Raw genomic sequence first — 21,449 nt, 5'->3', positions numbered from 1 at the left:
ATTTGTAACCGTGGTCACATGACGCAGATTCTGACGGGGACGCCGGTTGTCGGTGGTGTGGCTCTCGGGCCCGCACTCTGGCCGGGACGCCGACCCGACCACTCCGCAGAGGCACTGGGCGCAGGCGTCGAGATCGCCGAGGACCGTCGCGCCGACGAGGCCGAACGGTTCACCGCCGCGGCGGCCGCGGTCGCCGCGCGCCTACGTGAGCGTGCATCGCAGAACACCGGCGTCGCCGCCGAGGTGCTCACCGCAACGGCCGGACTCGCGGAGGACCGCGGCTGGATCGGTGCCGCCTCGGGTCTGATCGCCAAGGGCGCCTCGGCGCCGTCGGCCGCCGTCGCCGCCACTGAACAGTTCGCCGCCGTGTTCACCAAGCTCGGTGGGCTCATGGCCGAGCGCGTCACCGATCTCAACGACGTCCGCGACCGCGTCCTCGCCGAACTCCTGGGCCTCCCCGAGCCCGGCGTGCCCACGCCGGACGTGCCCTCGGTCCTCCTCGCCGACGACCTCGCGCCCGCCGACACCGCGGGGCTCGATCCCGCCACCACCATCGCGCTGGTCACCCGCCTGGGCGGGCCCACCAGCCACACCGCGATCATCGCCCGGCAGCTCGGCATCCCGTGTGTCGTCGCGGTCCCCGGTCTCGCCGGGATCGACTCGGGCACGGTGATACTCGTGGACGGCACGACAGGCGAGATCGTCGTGCAACCCGACAACGCCGCCGCGCGGGCCCGTGTCGACGAGTACACGCGTCAGGCCGCACGGGTCGCCGGCTGGTCGGGCCCGGGTCGCACCGCCGACGGTGTGGAGGTGGCGATCCTGGCCAACGTCGCCGACGGATCGTCGGCCCGTGCGGCCACCGATCATCCGGTGGAGGGCGTCGGACTGTTCCGCACCGAACTGGCCTTCCTCGAACGCGCCGACGAGCCGTCGGTGGAGGAACAGGCGGACATCTATCGCGAGGTGCTCGACGCGTTCGGCGGCCGCAGGGTCGTCATCCGTACGCTCGACGCCGGCTCGGACAAGCCGCTGCGCTTCGTGCACCAGCCCGAGGAGGCCAACCCGGCGCTCGGTGTGCGCGGCGACCGGATCGCCTTGGCACACCCCGAGATCCGTGCCCATCAGCTCGACGCGATCACACGCGCCGCGGAGGGTTCCGAGACGAGCCCCTGGGTCATGGCGCCGATGATCGCCTCACCGGCCGAGGCGGCCGCCTTCGCCGCTCAGGTACGGGAACGCGGACTGGTCGCCGGGGTGATGATCGAGGTCCCCGCCGCCGCGATCCTCGCGCCGGCGATCCTGGCCGAGGTCGACTTCGTCTCGATCGGCACCAACGACCTCACGCAGTACACGATGGCCGCCGACCGGATGTCGGCCGATCTCGCATCGCTGACCGATCCGTGGCAGCCGGCGGTCCTGCACCTCATCGCGACGGTCGCGCGGGCCGGACGGGATCAGGGGAAACCGGTGGGCGTGTGCGGCGAGGCCGCGGCGGACCCGATCCTCGCCTGTGTGCTCGTCGGGTTGGGTGTCACCTCGCTGTCGAGTGCTCCGGTGGCGGCCGCCGCGGTCGGTGCCCGCCTCGGCGGCGTCTCACGGTCGACCTGCGAAAACGCGGCGACAGCCGCGCTCGCCACCACCGATCCGGCTGCGGCGCGCGAGGCTGCCGCCGCGGTTCTCGAGAACGAAGAGGTCAGATACGCCGCATCACGGTGACGACCTTGCCGAGGATCACGGCCTCGTCGCCCGGGATCGGGTCGAACAGCTCGTTGTGCGGCATCAGCCAGACATGACCCTTCTGGCGTTTGAAGGTCTTGACCGTGGCCTCGCCGTCGATCATCGCGGCCACGATGTCGCCGTTGTCGGCCACGTTCTGCTGGCGGACGACCACCCAGTCGCCGTCGCAGATCGCGGCGTCGATCATCGACTCACCGACGACCTTCAGCAGGAACAGCGAACCCTCGCCGACGAGCTCGCGGGGGAGCGGGAAGACGTCCTCGACGGCTTCTTCCGCGAGGATCGGGCCGCCTGCGGCGATCCGGCCGAGCACCGGCACGAAGGTGGGCTCGGGTAGCGCACCACCGGTCGGTGAGGTGGGCGTCGGCGGCTCGCTCGGTGCGATGTTGACCGCTCGCGGACGATTCGCGTCGCGCTTGAGGAGGCCCTTGCGTTCGAGCGTCCGCAGTTGGTGGGCGACGGAGGAGGTCGACGTGAGACCCACCTCGTCACCGATCTCGCGGATGCTCGGCGGGTAACCGCGCTCGCGCACGGATTTGCGGATCACCTCGAGAACTCCGCGCTGCCGCGGCGTCAGCGAGGCCTCGGCCGCCGCCATGTCTGCCGGGGCGACGGGCTCGTCGGCGCCCCGCGCTCCGGTGCGCTTACCGCCGTCATCGCTCATGATCGGGTTCCTCTCGATTCCGAACGTGCTGGTAGATCGCTTGTCTGACGACGACCCTAGCCGAGAATGCCGACCGCATCAAACATTTGTTCGACGTGTTGCGAGACAAGTGTCGGAGTGCCGTGCTACAAATCGAACATCAGTTCATCGAACAGATGATCGACAATCGAACAGTTCGAACGCCGACGACGCAGTCGGAGCACGGACAAGCGTTCGACCGGAAACACGGAGGGCATCATGCGCACCGCCACTCTCATCGACCCCGACCGCTCCACCGATTCGGTCCGTGGTGACGTCCTGGAGCGTCCGCGCCCGATGCGCCGCGGCGACGGCCGCCGGCCCGTCGACGGGCGTCCGGTGCCGGAGTCGGCGGTCCGGGTCCGCCGGGTCGCCTCCACCCGGTGCGCCTCGCCGGTCGGTATGCGGGGTCGTGCACCGGTCGTACCCGTCTCGCGTGTTGCGCATACCGCGCCCTCGGCCGTCATCCGGCGGCGTCGGCGCACGGCGACGGCAATTCTCGCCGGCGTCGGGCTCGCTCTGGCCGTGTGGGTCATCGCGGTCGTCGGTCAGAACTACGCCGCGACGGTCACACCTTCTTCGGTCGGCACCGAGGTCGTACACGTGCGGTCGGGCGACTCGCTGAGCACCATCGCATCGCGCGTCGCCCCCGAGATGCCGCGTGAGGCGGTCGTCGACGAGATCATCCAGCTGAACGACCTCCCGTCGAGCGGGCTGCGCGTCGGTCAGCCGCTGCTCGCCCCCCGGTACCACTGAGCACGGGCGGTATCCTCGATGTCACAGGGACCGGCCGACTACCGGCCTGGCATGCGGCGCGGCTGCACCAGAGTGTCCCGTGACCTGCGTGAGGATACGATGCGCTGCCCCTTCTGCAAGAACGACGACACCAAGGTCATCGACTCGCGTGTCGCTGATGAGGGGCAGGCCATCCGGCGCCGCCGCTCCTGCGTGGAGTGCGGGCGACGCTTCTCGACCGTGGAGAGCGCGGTGCTCGCGGTGGTCAAACGCAACGGCGTCACCGAACCGTTCAGTCGCGAGAAGGTGATGAGGGGCGTCCGGCGCGCATGCCAGGGACGCCACGTCGCCGAGGACGCATTGGCGCAGCTCGCCCAGCAGGTCGAGGACACCGTACGTGCCAGTGGATCGGCCGAGATCCCCAGCAACGAGGTCGGTCTCGCGATCCTCAAGCCGCTGCGCGACCTCGACGAGGTCGCCTACCTGCGGTTCGCGTCGGTCTATCGCTCGTTCGACTCCGTCGAGGACTTCCAGCGCGAGATCGACGACCTCCGAGCCGCCTCAGCCGAGTCGGTCAAGAGTTCGTAGGACCCGCTTCTCCGACACCGGGTACGCGGTGCCGAGCCGTTCGGCGAACAATCCCACCCGCAGCTCCTCGACGAGCCACTGGGCCTCGTCGTTGACGTGCGCCTTCCGGTGGTCGGGCACCTGAGTCAGTCGTTGCGCCCACCGCTCGGTCACCCGGTCGACGACGGCTACTCCGGCCTGATCCCGGGCCGCCGATGCAGGGAGCGCCGACAGGCGGGCCTCGGCGGCCGCGAGGTAGCGCGGCACATTCTCCAGATGTCGTCGTGCGGTGGCGGCGACGAATCCGTCGAAGACGAGATTGTCCAGCTGTTCGGCGACGTCATCGGCCGCGAGTGAACCGGCATGTCGGTCGATCGCGGCACGGACCGGTGCCACCCAACCGAGGGATTCGACGGCGAGAGAGAAGTAGTCCGGTGCCGACTCGGTGATCCGTGGACGCAACTTCTCGGTGAGCACGCGGAATGTCTCGGGAGAGCGCACCGCCGACAGGGTGCCGGCGTCGAGGCCCGCCACGACATCGCGGATGGCGCGACGTGTGCAGTCGGCCAGCAACGCATCGAGATCCGGGTAGGGGCTCTGGCTCAGCGCGAGTCGACCCGCGGCCCCGAGGGAACCGGCCACGCGGCGGTGCAGGGGCGGGATCGCCAGGTCGAGGAGCGCGACGATTCCTCTCGCCGCCAATCGATCACGGGTCTGCTCCGACGCGGCGTCGATCACGACCACCCCGCGCGTGCGTCCGGCGTCGTCGGTGATCGCGTCGATGGTCGGGTAACGGGTGAGGCGTTGTCCGGCGATGTCGACGGTCCGCTGTGCGGCGAGAGTGCCGATGCCCTCGTCGGTCCAGGCGCGATACAGGGTGCGCTTCACCGTCTTCGACGCTGCCGGGGTGGCCGCGCGCTGCAGTTCGGCGATGGAATCGGCTCGCGCGGTGATCTCCCCGGCGTCGTCGGCGACCGCGAAATGCATCCGTAGGTGGGCCGGAATCCGGTCGACGTCGAAATCGCCTGCGGTGACCGTCATCTGCGTGATCGTGGTGAGCTCGCGAGCGAGCCCGACCGTGAGCGGCTCGCTCCGTGGGGTGAGGCGGGCCAGTGCCAGTTCGGCGAAACGCTGTGCCGGCGACATCGACTTGCGTAGCTGCTTCGGCAACGACTTCACCAGTGCGGTGGCCAGTTCCGTCCGCATGCCGGGCACCGACCAGTCGAAACCCGCCGGGCGCACGTGGGGGAGCAGTGCGCGCGGGATGATCACGGTGACACCGTCATCGGGGGCGCCGGGCTCGAACCGGTAGCGGAGTTCGAGTCGGGTGTCGCCCTGCTGCCAGGCGCCCGGATAGTCGGTGGGGGCGGCTTCGGTACTCGCCGCGACGTCCTCCGGCTTGAGATCGAGCAGAGCCGCATCGGAGCGTCGGGCCTTCTTCCACCACGTGTCGAAGTGCCGTGCGGAGGTGACCTCGGCGCCCACCCTCTTGTCGTAGAACTCGAACAGCTGGTCCTCGGTGATCACTAGTCCGCGTGTGCGCATACGGTTCTCGACGTCGGAGGCGGCCTCGAGCAGTGCGCGGTTGCGTTCGAAGAACGGGTGCTGCGTACGCCAGTCGCCCTCGACGAGGACATGGCGGATGAACAGTTCGCGTGAGACGACCGGGTCGATGGGGCCGTAGTCGACACGACGACGCGCGACGAGGGTGACCCCGTAGAGGGTGACCCGCTCGTAGGCCATCGCGGCACCGCGCTTGGACGACCAGTGCGGTTCGCTGTGCGTGCGCTTGACCAGATCGCCGGCCAGCTTCTCCGCCCACAGCGGGTCGATGCCGGCGACCGTGTGCGCGAACAGTCGCGAGGTCTCGAGGACCTCGGCGGCCATGATGAACGGCGGCGGCTTCTTGGCGAGCGGGGACGCCGGGAAGATCATCAGCGTCGTGTTGCGCGCCCCGGTGAACTCGCGGCCCTCGGTGTTGCGGGCGGCGATGTTGGACAGCAGTCCTGACAGGATCGCGCGATGGACGGCGTCGGCGTCGACCTCGGGCAGGTCGGAACCGGCCGGACTCACCGGCCAGTCGAGGTCCTTGACGATCTCGGTGAGCTGGCGATGCAGGTCCCGCCATTCCCGGATTCGCAGGAAGTGCAGGAACTCCCGTTCGCACATCCGACGGAACTTGCTGCTGGACAACTCCTTGCGCTGTTCGTCGAGGTAGCGCCACAGCTCGACGTAGGACAGGAAGTCCGACTGCGGCACGACGAAGCGCCGGTGCGAGGCGTCGGCGGCCTCGCGATGTTCGGCCGGACGCTCGCGGGGGTCGGGCAGGGACATCGCGGAGGCGATGACCAGCAGGTGGTCGAGGCAGCCGAGTTCGCGACCCGCGATCAGCATCCGTGCGATCCGCGGATCCACCGGGATCCGGGACATCGAGCGCCCGACGGGGGTGAGGCGCGGCGGGCCGCCCTCACGGCTCACGGTGATCGCCCCGAGTTCGGTGAGCACACCCATGCCGTCGCGGATGGCGCGCTCGTCGGGCGGCTGCACGAACGGGAAGTCCGCGATCTCACCGAGTTTCAGCGAGGTCATCTGGAGGATGACGGCGGCGAGGTTGGTACGCAGGATCTCCGGGTCGGTGAACGCGGGCCGGGCGTCGAAGTCGTTCTCGCTGTAGAGCCGAATGCACACACCGGGGGCGACGCGACCGCACCGCCCGGCGCGCTGGCGGGCGCTGGCCTGCGAAACCGGTTCGATGGGAAGGCGATTGACCTTGGTGCGGGTCGAGTACCGGCTGATACGAGCGGTGCCGGTGTCGATGACGTAGCGGATGCCGGGGACAGTCACCGACGTCTCGGCGACGTTGGTGGCCAGCACGATGCGGCGACCGTTCGACGGGGCGAAGACCTTCTGCTGGTCGGCGATCGACAACCGCGCGAACAGCGGGACGATCTCCGCGCCGCCGTTGCGGCCCGTTCCCGTCCGGCGCTTCAACGCATCCGCGGTCTCGCGGATGTCGCGTTCGGTGGGGAGGAAGACCAGGATGTCGCCGCGGCCGCCGGCCCACAGTTCGTCGATCGCGGCGTCGATGCCCTGGATCTGGTCGAGGTCGGCGTGTTCGCCGCCGCCGGTGTCGTCGCCGCTGTCGGGGCGCTCCTGCAGACTCAACGGCCGGTAACGGACCTCGACGGGGTAGGTGCGACCCGACACCTCGATGACCGGGACCGACATCTCGGGTGTGCTGAAATGCCGTGCGAAGCGGGCGGGTTCGATCGTCGCCGAGGTGATGATCACCTTCAGGTCCGGTCGTTGCGGTAGCAGCCGTCGCAGATAGCCGAGGATGAAATCGATGTTGAGGCTGCGCTCGTGGGCCTCGTCGATGATGAGGGTGTCGTAGCGCCGCAGCATCGGATCGGTGGCGATCTCGCGGAGCAGGATGCCGTCGGTCATCACGCGGATCAGGGTGTCGGCGCCCGAGCGGTCGGTGAACCGGACCGAATAGCCGACCGCGTCACCGAGTTCGGTGTCGGTCTCGTCGGCGATGCGCTTGGCCACCGAGCTCGCCGCGATACGACGCGGCTGCGTGTGGCCGATGGTGCCGCGGATGCCCCGGCCGAGTTCGAGGCAGATCTTCGGCAGCTGCGTGGTCTTGCCGGAACCGGTCTCACCGGCCACGACCACGACCTGGTGGTCCCGGATCGCGGCGGCGATCTCCTCGCGGGCGGCCGAGACGGGGAGTTCGTCGGGGAAGCGCAGCACCGGCACCGTGGCCCGGCGACGGTCGAGGCGGTGCCGGGCCTTCTCGACGTCGGCGACGAGCTGTTCCCATCTGTGCGGATCGGGGGTGCGGCCGAGTTTGTCGACCCGGCGGCGCAGACGGTGGGCGTCGACGATCGCGACCGCGTCGAGCGACCGCAGCAGTTCGGAACGGGAGATGCCGGGCTGAGGATCTCGCGGGGCTGGATCTGAGGACTCGACCGACATGATGACTCCAGGATATGGGTCGATGCCGGGGGCGCTCACCTCGCCCGGCATCATGGTGGGCATGTCTGAAACTTCTGGTGCTCTGTGGCACGGCTTCGCCGACATGGGTGCGGTGACCGCGAGTGGCCCCTTCGTCGTGACCAAGGGTGAGGGGACCCGTATCTGGGACCGCGAGGGCAAGGAATACATCGACGCGACCGCCGGTCTGTGGTTCACCAACGTGGGCCACGGGCGTACCGAGATCGCCGACGCGGTGTCGCGTCAGCTCGGCACCATCGCGCACTACTCCAACTTCGGGGACATCGCGAGCGACGTCACGCTGCAGCTCGCCGACGAGCTCGCCGCGATCGCGCCGGTGCCCGGGTCGAAGATCTTCTTCACCTCGGGCGGCAGCGACTCGATCGACACCGCGGTCAAGCTGGCCCGCCGCTACTGGGTGGAGCAGGGCAAGCCCGCCAAGCGCGTCGTCATCAGCCGCACCAAGGCCTATCACGGCATGCACGCCGCCGGTACGTCGCTGGCGGGCATCCCGCTCAACCACGACGGCTACGGCGAACTCATGCACGACGTGCAGAACGTCGACTGGGATGACGCGAAGAGCCTGCTCGGTCTGATCGAGCGGGTCGGCGCCGAGAACATCGCCGCGTTCTTCTGCGAGCCGATCATCGGCGCCGGTGGCATCTACCTGCCGCCGGCCGGATACCTGGACGAGGTCCGTGCGATCTGCCGGGACCACGACATCCTGTTCGTCGTCGACGAGGTCGTCACCGGCTTCGGCCGTATCGCCGGCAACTCGTGGTTCGCCTCGGCACGTTTCGACCTGCAGCCGGACATGATCACCACCGCCAAGGGGCTCACCTCGGGCTACGTGCCGATGGGTGCGGTCTTCATCGCGCCGCGCCTCGCCGAACCGTTCTTCGCCGGCGGCGTCTGGTGGCGCCACGGCTACACCTACGGCGGTCATGCCGCGGCCGCGGCCGCCGCACTGGCCAACCTCGAGATCATCCGCCGGGAGAACCTGCTCGCGGAGGCCACCCGACTCGAGGGCGACCTTGCGGCGGCCCTGTCCCCGCTGGCCGACCTCGACGCGGTGGCCGAGGTGCGCACCGGGCTCGGTGCGGTCACCGCGGTGCAGCTCGCCGATCCGGCGACGGCGCCGGCCACGGTGGTGAAGCTGCGTGAGCACGGCGTCAGCACACGCGCCGCCGGGCAGGGTGCGCTGCAGATCTCGCCCTCGTTCGTCATGACGACCGACGAGGTCGGCGAGATGGCCGACCGCATCCGTGCCGCGCTGAGCTGACGGCCCGAACACTGTCGAACACCACGAAGCCCGGCTGCCGAAAGGCAGCCGGGCTTCGTCGTGTTGCCTGGATCAGGCGTTCGCGAGCACCTCGGTGGTGGCGATGGCCTGGGCCACACCGGTCACGATCGAGGCGACCTTGAGGGCCTCGAAGATGGCCTCGCGGTCGACGCCGGCCTCACGCAGGGTGTTCTCGTGGGCGGCGACGCAGTGTCCGCAGCCGTTGATCGAGGACACGGCGAACGACCACAGCTCGAACGCGGCCTTGTCGACACCCGGGTTGCCGATGATGTTCATCCGCAGGCCGGGACGCAGGTCGTCGTACTTGCCGTCGAGGAAGCCGCGACCGCGGTAGAACACGTTGTTCATACCCATGATCGACGCGGCACCGAGTGCGGCGTTGTAGGCCTCGGCCGACAGGTTGTCAGCGGCCTCGTCGGCGATCTCGCTGAGCACCTTGGCGCTCTTGGTGGCAGCGGCGGTCGACAGCAGGGTTCCCCACAGCTGCTCCTCGTTCAGCGCGGTGGTGCGGCTGATCGAACCGAGGTTGAGCTTGAGGTCCTTCGCGTACTCCGGAAGGGCTTCCTTGAGATTGTCGATGCTCATCTTGATCTCCTTCTCTAGACGCCCGAGGACATGAGCTCGCCGGCGTCGATCGTCGGGTCACCCTTCTTCCAGTTGCAGGCGCACAGCTCGTCGGACTGCAGGGCGTCGAGGACGCGCAGCACCTCGTCGACGTTGCGGCCCACGGAACCGGCGGTGACCGACACGAACTGGATCTCGTTGTTCGGGTCGATGATGAAGGTGGCGCGATCGGCGACCCCGTCGGCGTTGAGAACGCCTGCAGCGGTGGCCAGCTCACGCTTCAGATCGCTCATCATCGGGAACGGCAGGGTCTTCAGGTCCTCGTGCTGTGCACGCCACTGGAAGTGGACGAACTCGTTGTCGACCGAGGCGCCGAGCACCTGGGTGTCACGATCGGCGAACTCGTCGTTCAGCTTGCCGAACGCGGCGATCTCGGTCGGGCACACGAAGGTGAAGTCCTTCGGCCAGAAGAAGACGACGCGCCACTGGCCGGGGTGGTCGTCGGAGGTGACGGTGGTGAAGTAGTCATCGGGCTGCTGGGCGTTGACCTTGCTGAGGTCGCCACCGATCACGGCGGTGAGGTTGTAGGCGGGGAACTGGTCACCGATGGTGAGCAGGGCCATGTATCGCTCCTTCAGCTGAGGGGGTGTACCGGAATTGCGCGCGAAAGACTTTCGCGACGTACGAGTACTATCGTGCCGGAAATTCGACAAAAGCGAAACGTGATTAGTAGCACTACACTGATAGCCATGCCCGATAAAACTTATCAGCCCACCATCGCCGGTCTGCGCGCGTTCGTGGCGCTCGCCCAGCGCAGACACTTCGGGTCCGCCGCCGCGGACCTGGGAGTGAGCCAGCCGTCGCTGTCGCAGGCCCTGTCGGCGCTCGAGACGGGTCTCGGGGTGACGCTCGTCGAACGGACGACGCGCCGGGTGCTGCTGACCCAGGACGGCGAGGAACTGCTGCCGCGGGCGATCGCGGCCGTGGACGCCGTCGACGAGTTCACCGCGGCGGCCGCGGGTGCCGGTCAGCCGCTGCACGGGGCGATCCGGCTGGGAGTCATCCCGACGGTCGCGCCCTACGTGCTGCCCGCGGTGCTGCGCGGACTCGCCGAGAGGCTTCCGGACCTGCGGCCCCGCGTCGTCGAGGAACAGACCGGGCGGCTCGTCGAACAGCTGCGGGGCGGCACGCTCGACGTGGCGCTCCTGGCGCTGCCGCTCGACGTGCCCGGAATCGCCGAGATACCGCTCTACCGTGAGGATTTCGTCCTCGCCCTGCCGGCCGGGCACGCTCTTGCCGGCAAACGACGGGTGGACCCGAGCGCATTGGCCGACCTGCCGTTGCTGCTGCTCGACGAGGGGCACTGCCTGCGGGACCAGGCGCTGGAGGTGTGTGCTCTCGCTGGGGTCCGGCCCGACCTGGGGCAGACGCGCGCGGCATCGCTGACGACGGCCGTGCACTGCGTCGTGGGCGGGCTCGGGGTGACCCTCATCCCGCAGACCGCGGTCGCGTCGGAGACGGCTTCGGGGGACCTGGCGATCGCCACCTTCGCCTCGCCGCGACCGGGGCGGCGGATCGGGGTCGTCTTCCGCCGGTCCGCACGCCACGACGACGCGTATCGACAGCTCGCGACGATCATCGGGGAGATCGTCGCCGACACCGGCGCCGTCACGCCGGTGTGAGGGTCAGACCTCCGCGGCCTGGGCGGCGAGTGCCTCCCACTCGTCGACGAGACTCGAGTCGACCTCGCGGACCATGGTGCCGAGATCGGCCACGATCTGTTCGATCTCCGGCGTCACCGCACTGGTCGGAACGCCCTGGCGGAGAACCCGATAGCAGTCGGACAGGTAGCGCAGCACCACGCCCTCGCTGCGGGCGAGACCGTAGGCGGAGATCAGCTCGGTGAAGGTCATCGCCTTCTCCAGCATCTCGCGGAGCACCGACTTCGGGTTGGGTGGGAACGACGCCACCCAGGGGTGACCGCGCCGGTAGATCTCGAAGGCGCCGAAGATCTCCTCGAAGAGCGGCTGCGGCCAGGTGATGTCCTCCAGCCGCGTCATCCGTTCCTCGTACTCGATGCCGTCGGCCTTCATCTCGGCGATCGCGGCGTCCCGGGCGACCTTGCGCTGGGCGAGCAGCAACGGTCGCGGGTTCTCCAGCGTCGACTCGAGAACGGAGATGACATCGAGGGCGTACGTGGAGGATTCGGGGTCGAGGATCTCGAACGTGGCCATCGCGAACGCGGACAGCGGGTTGGTCAGCGCGAAGTTCTCCGGCATGTCCACGCTGAGCGCGATGTGCCGGCCGGTCTCGTCCGGTTGGTCGAGCTGCACGACGATGCCGGCATCGCGCAGGCCGCGATAGAGCTCGATGGTGTGCTTGATGTGGCGCAGCTGCCGATCTCGCGGTTCGTGGTTGTCCTCGAGCAGGTGCCGGATGGCGGCGAAACAGTCGCCGGGACGGCCGAGGACCTCGAGCAGCATCGCGGTGGTCATCTGGAAGTGCGACCGCAGCGGCTCGTCGGGCGCGTCGATCAGCTGGGTGAAGGTCTTCTCTCCCCACGACACGAAACCCTCGGGAGGCTTGCGGCGCACCAGTTTCCGCAGCTTCTTCGGATCGTCGCCGGCCTTGGCGACGGCGCGGGCGTTCTCCACGTCGTGCTCGGGTGCCTGAGCCACGACGTACCCGACGGTGTCGAAGCCGGCGCGGCCGGCGCGGCCCGCGATCTGATGGAACTCCCGCGCCCGGAGGCGACGGACGCGGCGACCGTCGTACTTGCTCAACCCGGCGAACAGCACCGTGCGGATCGGCACGTTGATGCCCACGCCCAGCGTGTCGGTGCCGGCGATCACCTTCAGGAGTCCCTGCTGCGCAAGACGTTCGACGAGGCGACGGTAGCGGGGGAGCATCCCGGCGTGGTGGACGCCGACACCCGAACGCAGCAGCTTCGACAGGGTGTTGCCGAAGCCGGTGGAGAAGCGGAAGTCGCCGATCGCCTCGGCGATGGCGGCCTTCTCCTCCTTGTCGCAGATCTTGACGCTCAGGAGAGCCTGGGCGCGTTCGACCGCGGCGGCCTGGGTGAAGTGCACCACGTAGACCGGGGCGCGACCGCGGTCGACGAGATCGGCGATGGTCTCGTGGATCGGGGTCATCGCATAGTCGTGGACGAGCGGCACGGGCCGCTGGGCGCCGGTGACCTCGACCGTGTCGCGGCCGGTGCGGCGCGCGAGATCGTCGACGAAGAACGAGACGTCACCGAGCGTTGCCGACATCAGCAGGAACTGCGTGGAGGGCAGCTCGATGAGCGGGACCTGCCACGCCCAGCCGCGGTCGGGTTCGCCGTAGTAGTGGAACTCGTCGGCGACGAGCGTGCCGATGTCGCTGTCGCCACCGGCGGCGAGGGCCAGGTTCGCGACGATCTCGGCGGTGGCGCAGACGATCGGCGCATCCGGGTTGACCGACGCGTCACCGGTCAGCAGACCGACCTGGTCGGCGCCGAACATCCCGCACAGTTCGAAGAACTTCTCGCTGACGAGGGCCTTGATCGGCGCGGTGTAGAAGGCCCGCTCGCCCCGGCAGCGCGCGAAATACAGTGCGCCGGCGGCCACGAGCGACTTGCCCGAACCGGTCGGGGTCGCCAGGATGACGTGGCTGCCGGCGAGCAGCTCGAGCAGGGCCTCTTCCTGGTGTTCGTACAGGTCGAGGCCACGATCGGTCCACCACTGTGTGTAGGTGTCGAGCGCCTGGTCCTCATCGTCGACGGGCACCAGGGCCGTCGGGCTCGCGGTCAGATCGACGATCGCGGTCCCTCGTCTCCGGGCTCATCGTCCTTCGGGGTCTGCTCGGCTGCCTGCTCGGCGAGGAACCGTTCGAGTTCGGCGCCCAGTTCGTCGCCGCTGGGCAGCGACTCCTCGGCGGCGAGCAGCGACGCGCGCTCCTCGGCGGCCTGGGTGAAGGTGTCGTACTGCGTCTCCAATGCGGCGACGACCGACTCGATCTCGGAGTTGCCCTCGACCTCGGTGTCGACCTGGGCGCGCACCTTCTCGGCGGCGCTCTCGAGCGCGGCGAGCGGCAGGTCGAGACCGGCCAGTTCGGCGACCGCGGACAACAGTCGCGCAGAGGCCGCCGGGTAGTTGGTCTGCGCCAGGTAGTGCGGCACGTGGACCGACAGGCCGGAGGCCCGGTAGTCGTGCTCACCCATCCGCAGTTCGAGCAGCATCGAGGCGCTCGCGGGCAGCTTCATCGCCGAACCCCAGCGCGGGAGGTCGCCAAGGGCGTCGGGGTCGCTCCCGTGCGCGGTGATCGACGGCGGACGCGTGTGCGGCACGGCCATCGGGATGGCGTTGAGTCCGATCACATCGGTGACGCCCAGCCGGTCGGACAGGCGGCGCACCGCGTCGACGAACTGCTCCCAGCGCAGATCGGGTTCGGCGCCGGCCAGCAGCAGGAAGCCCTTCCCCGAGTTGTCGCGGATCGCGTGCAGGGTCAGCGCCGGCATCTCGACCTCCGTGAAGGTCTCACCGCTGAACGAGATCGTCGGGCGGCGGGAGCGGTAGTCCATCAGCTCGTCGGACGAGAACGTCGCGACCAGTTCCGACTCCAGGCTGTCCCGGAGGTGGGCGGCCGCGAGAGCGACGGCGTGGCCGGCGTCGGCGAACCCCTCGAGAGCATGGATCAGAACGGGGCCCGTGCCGTCGGCGCGGGTGACCTTCGGAGCGGGAAAGGCGAGTTCGTACAGCGCGTCGTTCCGCGCGGGTTGCTCGTCCACGTCATCCCTCCTTGTACGTGGCGGCCGTGGCACAGCACGGCCGGATTCTCGTCATATGTCTCATTGTCTCGCACCTCCGGTCGCGGTTGGGCACCGGCGTCCGGCGAGACACCGAATATGTAACGACATAGCCGCGCCAGGGATTCCCTCGTCGGGTGTGTCACCCGCACGGGCGGGCTCTCGCGGTGGCACAGTAGATCGCTGTGACCCCGGCAACCGCTGCACCCCGTACGTCCTCCGGACGCCGCCTGCCCGTGCTCGTGCTGGCCGCCGCCTGCGTCTTTTTCGCCGGTGGTGTCCTCTCGGCGTGTTCGATCGCGGGTGACGCCCAGTCGGCGAACCCGGACCTCTCGTCGAGGTCGGTGCTGGCCTCGGACTTCCCGGGTGGACCGGCGAGCCCGATCCCGCCCCAGGCGGTGGCCAACGCACTGGCCGACGTGACCGGCAGCCCGGCGCCGGGGCAGGGGGCCGACACCGAGGTCTCACCGGCCGACTGCGCACCTGCCCCGGTCTCCGCCGACGGCGCCGTCGCCTTCCTCGGCCCCGGCACCGCGGAACGCTCGACCCTGACCACCGTCGTCGCCCACGTCGACACCCCGCTCGCCGAGGTCGTGCAGCGCGCCGAGAGGTGCCCGGAACTGACAACGACCACCTTCGGGGCGTCGTCGACGGTGACCACCGAGGTCCTGCCCGCCCCGCCCGCACGGGACGGCGTCGAGACCGCGACCATCCGCCGCACCATCGTCACCGGCGGTGGTACCGCACCGGTCACCACCAGCTCGCTCGCATTGACAGGCCAGCGCGACGGGGTCCGTGTGTACGCCGAATATCGTTGGCCCGCAGCAGGTCCGGTGCCCGCCGAGGATTCGGCTGCGCTCGACGAGCTGTTCACCAAGGCGGTGTCGGCCGCCTTCGGCTGAGAAGACCACGGCCTGTGGACGGGCCGCCGCGGTTGTCCACAGGTCAGCCGGCGCGCCGTCGAGGCGCCCTCACGCGGCCGATGCTTCGTGCATGCCCGCCTTCGCGTCCTCCCGTTCCGTCCGTGACCCCATCGACCCGACGACGCTGCTGACGGCGATACCGGCGTTGCTCGGCTTCATCCCGGAACGCTCGATCATCGTGGTCGCCTTCGCGCCCGACCGGGGGATCTCGGCCACCATGCGCCACGATCTCGCCCTCGACGACGCCGGCGAACCGACATCCGAGCTGTCCACTGTGCTCGCGGGACTCGGGGCGATCACCCACTCCTACGGCGCCGACGAGGTGGTGGCGATCATCGCCGACAACCGCTATCCGGCCGACAGTCCTCGGTATCGACGGGTGCTCGCGATCGCCGACCGCCACTTCGACGCCATCGGGGGTGTCGCCGCCGGATTCGCTCTGTCCGCCTTCGATGCCGGGGCGGCGTGGTCGGTGATCTGGTGTCCCGACGGGCAAGCGTGGTCGGTCGACGTCCTCGACGACCGCGAGGGCGTCCTCGACGATCCGCAGACCTGTCCGACCGCCATCGCCGAGGCGGTGAAATCCGGCCGGCGCATCCTGCCGCGCCGGTCGGAGATGCGGGCCATGCTCGAACCGGTCGCCGGGGAGTGCAGCGCCGGACGGCCCTGCCCGGACTGCACCCGCGGCGTCGTTCCACTCGGGCGGGCGATGTCCGACGCGCAGCTGCTGGACCTCACGATCGGATCGGTCGCCGACGGCGGGGGACCGCTGGACTGCGCGGAGGTCGCCGTGCTGGAACAGGCCGTCCGACGACCTCAGGTCCGCGACGCCGCGCTGGCGCTCGCCGTCACCGACCTACGAGAAGACGCCGAATCGGTGTGGCGAGAACTCACACGCCGCCTGGCCGGACCCGGCCGTGCAGGAGCGGCCACCCTCCTGGCACATCTGCACTACATCGGCGGGGAAGGGGCGTACGCCGGAGTCGCACTCGACGTCGCCCTCGAAGCCGACCCGGACGCGAACCTGGCCCGACTCCTCGACACCGCCCTGCGGGCCGGCGTCCGGCCGACGATGCTGTGGGAGATGATCGACGGTTCCTACGGCACCGCCCGGGAACTCGGGGTCCAGATGCCAGAGATCACCCGGCGCGCCGCCGGGTGATCTCCGAGATTTTGTGGTGCCGGCCTCGTTGGGCCAGACCGCTGCCGCGTCAGACCTTCTCCACGACCTTCTCGACGAAGACCGAATGCGCCATGTCGGCGGAGAGCTCCAGGCCCTCGTGTCCGGGGGTGTTGATCGTGATGGTGCCGGCGACGTTGGTCACGGTCACGCGGGCGTTCGGAACCACGCCGGCCTCCCGCAGATGCGAGATGAGACCCACGTCGGACTGTGCGTGCTCGGACAGTCGCCGCACGATGACCGCCACGGTGTCGCCTGCGGGCAGATCCGCGATCCGGGTCGCACCGTCGTCGGTCGAGGACACCTCGACGCCGAGCAGATCCAGACCCGGGATCGGGTTGCCGTAGGGCGAGGTCGTCGGGTACTCGAGCACGGCGAGCAGACGACGCTCGACGTTCTCGCTCATCACGTGCTCCCAGCGGCAGGCCTCCTCGTGGACCTGGTCCCAGGGCATGCCGATGACGTCGACCAGGAGCCGCTCGGCCAGGCGGTGCTTGCGCATGACCGCGACGGCCAGCGACCGGCCGCGCTCGGTCAGTTCGAGATGGCGGTCGCCCGCGACGCGCAGAAGTCCGTCGCGTTCCATCCGGGCGACGGTCTGGGAGACGGTCGGGCCGCTTTGGTCCAGGCGCTCGGCGATACGCGCCCGCAGCGGCATGATCCCCTCTTCCTCGAGGTCGTAGATCGTCCGCAGATACATCTCGGTGGTGTCAACCAGATCGTTCACTGTGCCCAATCCCTTTCGTCCCCGCCAAGATTACCCTGTTCGCCCACGGTGACAGCCCTCTCACGAGGCCGCGGCACATGGCGACGACCCCGACCGTACCCACATGTGGTCGAACCGACATCGTCCAGCCGCCCGCCAGGTGAACCACTAGCCTGAACCTGTGACCGACACTTCCACGACGGCCGTCATCTGGAGCGAGGACTTCCTGTCCTACCGGTGGGCCCACACCCACCCGATGAATCCCGTGAGGCTCGCGCTGACGATGACCCTCGCCCAGAGCCTCGGGGTGCTCGACGACGTCGAGACGGTGCCGCCGCAGGCCATCGACGACGACGCCCTCACCGCGGTGCACACCCGCGACTACATCGACGCCGTCCGCGCGGTGGGTTCCGGCACCGCGTCGCTGTCGGGTCCGCTGCTCGAGCGGCTGTTCGGACTGGGCGACGCGGACAACCCGGTGTTCGCCGGGATGCACGAGGCCGCCCGGCTCCTCGTCGGCGGCACCCTCGCCGCCGCGCAGACCGTGGCGTCGGGTGCCGCGACCCGCGCGGTCAACATCGGCGGTGGCATGCACCACGCGATGAAGGCCCGGGCCGCCGGGTTCTGCATCTACAACGACTGCGCGATCGCGATCCGATACCTGCTGGACAAAGGCTTCGACCGGATCGCCTACATCGACGTCGACGCCCACCACGGCGACGGCGTCCAGGTGGAGTTCGCGGCGGACCCGCGCGTGATGACCGTCTCGCTGCACCAGCATCCCGCGACGCTGTGGCCGGGGACGGGCTGGCCGACCGAGGTCGGCGACGGCGACGCGCAGGGGAGTGCGGTCAACCTCGCGCTGATGCCCAACACCGAGGATCGCCTGTGGCTGCGGGCATTCCATGCCGTCGTGCCGTCACTGATCGCCGGGTTCAAACCGCAGATCATCGTCAGTCAGTGCGGCGCCGACAGTCATCGCGCCGATCCCCTCACCGACCTGTCGCTCACCGTCGAGGGGCAGCGCGCGGCGATGATCGCGATGCGTGATCTCGCCGACAAATACTGTGAGGGACGGTGGATCGCGGTCGGCGGTGGTGGCTACGGCGTCGTCAACGTGGTGCCGCGCAGCTGGACCCACCTGCTCGGCGTCGCTCTCGACCGGGAGATCGACCCGACCACGACCATCGACGAATCCTGGTGCGCCACAGCCGAACAGATCTCCACCCAGGTGCACTCCGACTATGCCCGGCCGCCGGTCGGGGTGATGGGCGACGGCGGCGACGTCGACTATCAGCCGTGGGACGGCGATGCGGGTCAGGAGCCATTCGAGGGGGTGAGTGCAACGGCACAGCGACAGACCGATCGCGCGATCCTGGCGACCCGCCGCGCGGTGTACCCTCTGCACGGTCTCGACCCGGAGGATCCCCGTGACTGATCAGGACGTGTCGTCCACCCCAGAGCAAACGCCGACCACGCCGGAAACACTGGCCGATCAGCCCGAACCCCGTGGCGCGTGGGACTATCCGCGACACTGGATCGCCGACGTGCTGGCCTCCGACGGCGGGGTCGTGCACCTGCGTCCGATCGTCCCCGACGACGCCGAGCGGATCGTCGCCTTCCATTCCAAGCTCTCCGAACGCACCCGCTACATGCGGTACTTCGGCCCGACACCGACGCTGCCGCCCCGCGAGGTCGCCCGGATGACGACCGTCGACCATCAGCAGCGCGTGGCGATCGTGGCGGTGCTCGGCGGCGAGATCATCGCCGTCGGCATCTACGAGGGACTCGCCTTCGACGGCAAGCCGGAATCGGCCGAGGTCGCCTTCGTCGTGGCCGACGAACACCAGGGCCGCGGTCTCGGACCGATCCTGCTCGAACACCTCGCGGGCGCCGCGGCCGAGAACGGTTTCACCCGCTTCGAGGCCGAGGTGCTCAGCGAGAACCCGAACATGGTCGCCGTGTTCCGCGACGCCGGCTACCAACTCGCCCGCAGCTTCGACGGCTCGACGGTGCACGTGGAGTTCCTGATCGACCCGACCGAGGCGCTCCTGTCGGTGCGCAACGCCCGCGAGAACGCGTCGGAGGCCCGCAGCGTCGCGAACCTGCTGCGCCCCACCTCGGTCGCGGTCATCGGTGCGTCGACCGATCCGAACAAGGTCGGCAACGCGTTGCTGGCCAACATCATCGCCGGCGGGTTCACCGGTCCGGTCTTCCCGGTGAACGGACCGGCCCGCGTCGAGGAGGAGCCCGGTAGCGACGCGCAGCGGCTCGGTCGCATGACGAGCCCGAGCCGGAAGCGAACCCGCGAACGGCCGCCGTCGGTCCGCGGCATCCGTGCCTACGAGACGGTGCGTGACATCCCGGACCCGGTGGATCTCGCGGTGGTCGCGGTCCCGGCGTCCCGGGTCGACGACGTCCTCGACGACTGTCTGGTGAAGGGTGTGCGGACGCTGGTCGTCGTGTCGGCGGGTTTCGGTGACTCCGGCGAGGAGGAGGGCCTCGAGAACGAGCGTCGCCTCGTCGCGCAGGTCCGCGAACACGGCATGCGGCTCGTCGGGCCGAACGCGCTCGGCGTGGCCAACAACGACGCCGGGATCGCGCTCAACGCCACACTTGCACCGCGGATCCCGGCTGCCGGCCGGGTCGGGTTCTTCTGCCAGTCCGGTGCGCTGGGCATCGCGATCCTCGACACCGCTGCCCGGCGGCAGATCGGGTTGTCGACCTTCGTCTCGGCGGGCAACCGTGCCGACGTCTCCGGCAACGACCTGCTGCAGTACTGGGACAGCGACGCCTCGACCGACGTGATCCTGCTCTACCTGGAGAGCTTCGGTAACCCGCGCAAGTTCTCGCGCATCTCGCGGCGGGTGTCGCGGGCCAAGCCGATCGTCGCGGTGAAGTCGGGCAGGGGAGCGATGAGCCCGGTCCGTGCGGCCCGGTCGACGGCCAACTTCGACGACCAGATCGCGCGCATGATGCTCGAACAGGCCGGTGTCATCCAGGTCGAGACGATCCCCGAGTTGTTCGACTGCGCGGCGTTGTTCGCCTATCAGCCGCTACCGCGCGGACCCCGCGTTCGGATCATCGGCAACTCGTCGGTGCTGGGCAGTCTCGCCGCCGACCAGGCACGCAACGGCGGCCTCGAGGTCGTCGACAACATCGACCTCGGTGCGGGGGCGTCGGAGGAACTGTTCGAAGATGCCGTCTCGGCGGCCATGACCGACACCGGCGTGGACGCGATCATCGTCGTCTTCGTGCCGCCGGTGGCGGTGGACGCCGACTGGCACGCCCGCGCACTGATGGCCGCGGCCAACACGCCGGGTGCCGATGGCGAGAAGCCGATCGTCACGACGTTCCTCGCCGTCGACGGCATCCCGCCGGGTCTCACCAAACCCGGCCCGAACGGTATGCCCGAACGCGGGTCCATCCCGTCATATGCCAGCCCGGAGCGCGCCGCGGCGTCATTGGCCCGTGCGTGGCAGTACGCGAAGTGGAAGTTGCGGCCGGAGTCGGCGATCCACCGGGCCGAGGGCACCGACCCCGAGGCGGCCCGTATGTACGTCCGCGAGGCGATGGACTCGGACGGGCAGTCGTCGGACCGTCTCCTCGGCCAGGTCGAGTCGGCGAGACTGCTGCGCTGGTACGGCGTCTCGGTCGTCCCGTTCCGTGAGGTCAGGACGATGCACGAGGCGTCGGCCGCAGCGCGGGAACTCGGCTTCCCGGTGGCGGTGAAGGCCACCTCGCCCAAGTGGCGGGGTCGTCTCGACCGTGAGGGTGCCCGGCTCGACCTGCCCGACGCGACGGCGGTCGTCAACGCGTTCGCCGAGCTGAGCGAACTCACCGGCGATCACGTCCTGCATGTCCAGAAGATGGCCCCGAAGGGCGTCGGCACGGTCATCCGCGTCCGCGACGACGAGTCGTTCGGGTCGGTGATCTCGTTCGGGTTGTCCGGGCGGACCTTCGACCTGCTCGGGGACCACGGCTACCGGGCGATCCCGCTCACCGAACCCGACGCCCGTGAACTGATCGACGAACCGCGTTCGGCGCCGCTCCTCTCCGGGTATCGAGGTGAGGAACCGGCCGACAAGGAGGCACTCGTCGACCTGTTGCTGCGGATCTCCACACTCGTCGACGACATCCCCGAGGTGCGCGACGTGCTCTGCGACCCGATCCTCGTGTCGGTCGAGGGCGCCTCGGTGCTCAACGCCCAGATACGAGTCGGCCCGGTGCCCGGAAGACGGGACACCGGACCGAGACGGCTCAG

At 69.4% G+C, this 21,449-nt stretch carries 16 protein-coding genes; 9 read left to right on the top strand and 7 right to left on the bottom strand.

Features of this window, described 5'->3' with window-relative positions:
• Positions 1-18 precede the first annotated feature (18 nt).
• On the top strand, positions 19-1,719 hold the full coding sequence (locus tag GOALK_RS14160) for a putative PEP-binding protein (protein WP_006359513.1): 1,701 nt from the start codon (positions 19-21) through the stop codon (positions 1,717-1,719).
• Here GOALK_RS14160 and lexA read toward each other — a convergent pair.
• Complete coding sequence (gene lexA, locus GOALK_RS14155; protein WP_006359512.1) at positions 1,697-2,404, bottom strand: transcriptional repressor LexA; 708 nt, start codon at positions 2,402-2,404, stop codon at positions 1,697-1,699. The genes GOALK_RS14160 and lexA overlap by 23 nt on opposite strands.
• Before the next feature lie 237 nt (positions 2,405-2,641).
• Here lexA and GOALK_RS14150 point away from each other — a divergent pair, with 237 nt between their 5' ends.
• Together GOALK_RS14150 and nrdR are read left to right on the top strand one after the other, a co-directional pair.
• Positions 2,642-3,178 (top strand): LysM peptidoglycan-binding domain-containing protein, encoded by a 537-nt coding sequence (locus tag GOALK_RS14150; RefSeq protein ID WP_006359511.1) that lies wholly within the window; start codon positions 2,642-2,644, stop codon positions 3,176-3,178.
• Between the two features lie 99 nt (positions 3,179-3,277).
• Complete coding sequence (nrdR, locus tag GOALK_RS14145; protein WP_035754175.1) at positions 3,278-3,745, top strand: transcriptional regulator NrdR; 468 nt, start codon at positions 3,278-3,280, stop codon at positions 3,743-3,745.
• Here nrdR and hrpA read toward each other — a convergent pair.
• Complete coding sequence (hrpA, locus tag GOALK_RS14140) at positions 3,719-7,705, bottom strand: ATP-dependent RNA helicase HrpA (RefSeq protein ID WP_006359509.1); 3,987 nt, start codon at positions 7,703-7,705, stop codon at positions 3,719-3,721. The genes nrdR and hrpA overlap by 27 nt on opposite strands.
• 22 nt (positions 7,706-7,727) lie before the next feature.
• On the opposite strand from hrpA, the gene GOALK_RS14135 reads away from it, so the two are divergent.
• A complete protein-coding gene (locus tag GOALK_RS14135) occupies positions 7,728-9,005 on the top strand; it encodes an aminotransferase family protein (RefSeq protein WP_006359508.1) in 1,278 nt (425 codons plus the stop codon).
• A gap of 72 nt (positions 9,006-9,077) precedes the next feature.
• On the opposite strand, the gene GOALK_RS14130 is transcribed toward GOALK_RS14135, so the two are convergent.
• The gene (locus tag GOALK_RS14130; protein WP_006359507.1) at positions 9,078-9,611 is read right to left on the bottom strand and encodes an alkyl hydroperoxide reductase; all 534 of its coding nucleotides are present in this window, start codon (positions 9,609-9,611) and stop codon (positions 9,078-9,080) included.
• A 14-nt stretch (positions 9,612-9,625) separates the two neighbouring features.
• A complete protein-coding gene (locus GOALK_RS14125) occupies positions 9,626-10,213 on the bottom strand; it encodes a peroxiredoxin (RefSeq protein WP_006359506.1) in 588 nt (195 codons plus the stop codon).
• Positions 10,214-10,339: 126 nt separating this feature from the next.
• Between GOALK_RS14125 and GOALK_RS14120 the strand changes: the two genes are divergently transcribed.
• The gene (locus GOALK_RS14120; RefSeq protein WP_006359505.1) at positions 10,340-11,272 is read left to right on the top strand and encodes a hydrogen peroxide-inducible genes activator; all 933 of its coding nucleotides are present in this window, start codon (positions 10,340-10,342) and stop codon (positions 11,270-11,272) included.
• Positions 11,273-11,275: 3 nt separating this feature from the next.
• Here GOALK_RS14120 and GOALK_RS14115 read toward each other — a convergent pair whose 3' ends face one another.
• The gene (locus tag GOALK_RS14115; RefSeq protein WP_006359504.1) at positions 11,276-13,357 is read right to left on the bottom strand and encodes a DEAD/DEAH box helicase; all 2,082 of its coding nucleotides are present in this window, start codon (positions 13,355-13,357) and stop codon (positions 11,276-11,278) included.
• A gap of 20 nt (positions 13,358-13,377) precedes the next feature.
• Positions 13,378-14,358 carry a PAC2 family protein gene (locus tag GOALK_RS14110; RefSeq protein ID WP_006359503.1) on the bottom strand — a complete coding sequence of 327 codons (981 nt, stop codon included), beginning with the start codon at positions 14,356-14,358 and terminating at the stop codon, positions 13,378-13,380.
• 254 nt (positions 14,359-14,612) lie between these two features.
• Between GOALK_RS14110 and GOALK_RS14105 the strand changes: the two genes are divergently transcribed.
• Together GOALK_RS14105 and GOALK_RS14100 are read left to right on the top strand one after the other, a co-directional pair.
• Positions 14,613-15,278: a hypothetical protein gene (locus GOALK_RS14105; RefSeq protein WP_006359502.1), complete on the top strand. Its 666-nt coding sequence runs from the start codon at positions 14,613-14,615 to the stop codon at positions 15,276-15,278.
• Between the two features lie 91 nt (positions 15,279-15,369).
• On the top strand, positions 15,370-16,461 hold the full coding sequence (locus GOALK_RS14100) for a DUF4192 domain-containing protein (RefSeq protein WP_006359501.1): 1,092 nt from the start codon (positions 15,370-15,372) through the stop codon (positions 16,459-16,461).
• A gap of 49 nt (positions 16,462-16,510) precedes the next feature.
• Here GOALK_RS14100 and GOALK_RS14095 read toward each other — a convergent pair whose 3' ends face one another.
• Entirely contained in the window at positions 16,511-17,206 is a 696-nt protein-coding gene (locus tag GOALK_RS14095) for an iron-dependent transcriptional repressor DtxR (protein WP_006359500.1), read from the bottom strand.
• A gap of 160 nt (positions 17,207-17,366) precedes the next feature.
• Here GOALK_RS14095 and GOALK_RS14090 point away from each other — a divergent pair, with 160 nt between their 5' ends.
• The gene (locus tag GOALK_RS14090) at positions 17,367-18,623 is read left to right on the top strand and encodes an acetoin utilization protein AcuC (protein ID WP_006359499.1); all 1,257 of its coding nucleotides are present in this window, start codon (positions 17,367-17,369) and stop codon (positions 18,621-18,623) included.
• Positions 18,616-21,449 (top strand): bifunctional acetate--CoA ligase family protein/GNAT family N-acetyltransferase (locus GOALK_RS14085; RefSeq protein ID WP_006359498.1); only part of this gene is annotated, 2,834 nt, incomplete at its 3' end. The genes GOALK_RS14090 and GOALK_RS14085, both read left to right, overlap by 8 nt.

It is taken from the genome of Gordonia alkanivorans NBRC 16433 (genome assembly GCF_000225505.1).
In the GTDB taxonomy this organism is placed as follows: Bacteria; Actinomycetota; Actinomycetes; order Mycobacteriales; family Mycobacteriaceae; genus Gordonia; species Gordonia alkanivorans.
The sequence above is the reverse complement of the archived record's forward strand: the minus strand, read 5'-3'. Positions and strand labels throughout refer to the sequence as shown.

Bases quoted from the DNA above. Each gene is read 5' to 3' on its own strand.
- GOALK_RS14160 (WP_006359513.1), top strand. From the start codon at position 19: ATGACGCAGATTCTGACGGGGACGCCGGTTGTCGGTGGTGTGGCTCTC.
- GOALK_RS14135 (WP_006359508.1), top strand. From the start codon at position 7,728: ATGCCGGGGGCGCTCACCTCGCCCGGCATCATGGTGGGCATGTCTGAA.
- GOALK_RS14100 (WP_006359501.1), top strand. From the start codon at position 15,370: ATGCCCGCCTTCGCGTCCTCCCGTTCCGTCCGTGACCCCATCGACCCG.
- lexA (WP_006359512.1), bottom strand. From the start codon at position 2,404: ATGAGCGATGACGGCGGTAAGCGCACCGGAGCGCGGGGCGCCGACGAG.
- hrpA (WP_006359509.1), bottom strand. From the start codon at position 7,705: ATGTCGGTCGAGTCCTCAGATCCAGCCCCGCGAGATCCTCAGCCCGGC.
- GOALK_RS14130 (WP_006359507.1), bottom strand. From the start codon at position 9,611: ATGAGCATCGACAATCTCAAGGAAGCCCTTCCGGAGTACGCGAAGGAC.
- GOALK_RS14150 (WP_006359511.1), top strand. From the start codon at position 2,642: ATGCGCACCGCCACTCTCATCGACCCCGACCGCTCCACCGATTCGGTC.
- GOALK_RS14120 (WP_006359505.1), top strand. From the start codon at position 10,340: ATGCCCGATAAAACTTATCAGCCCACCATCGCCGGTCTGCGCGCGTTC.
- GOALK_RS14125 (WP_006359506.1), bottom strand. From the start codon at position 10,213: ATGGCCCTGCTCACCATCGGTGACCAGTTCCCCGCCTACAACCTCACC.
- nrdR (WP_035754175.1), top strand. From the start codon at position 3,278: ATGCGCTGCCCCTTCTGCAAGAACGACGACACCAAGGTCATCGACTCG.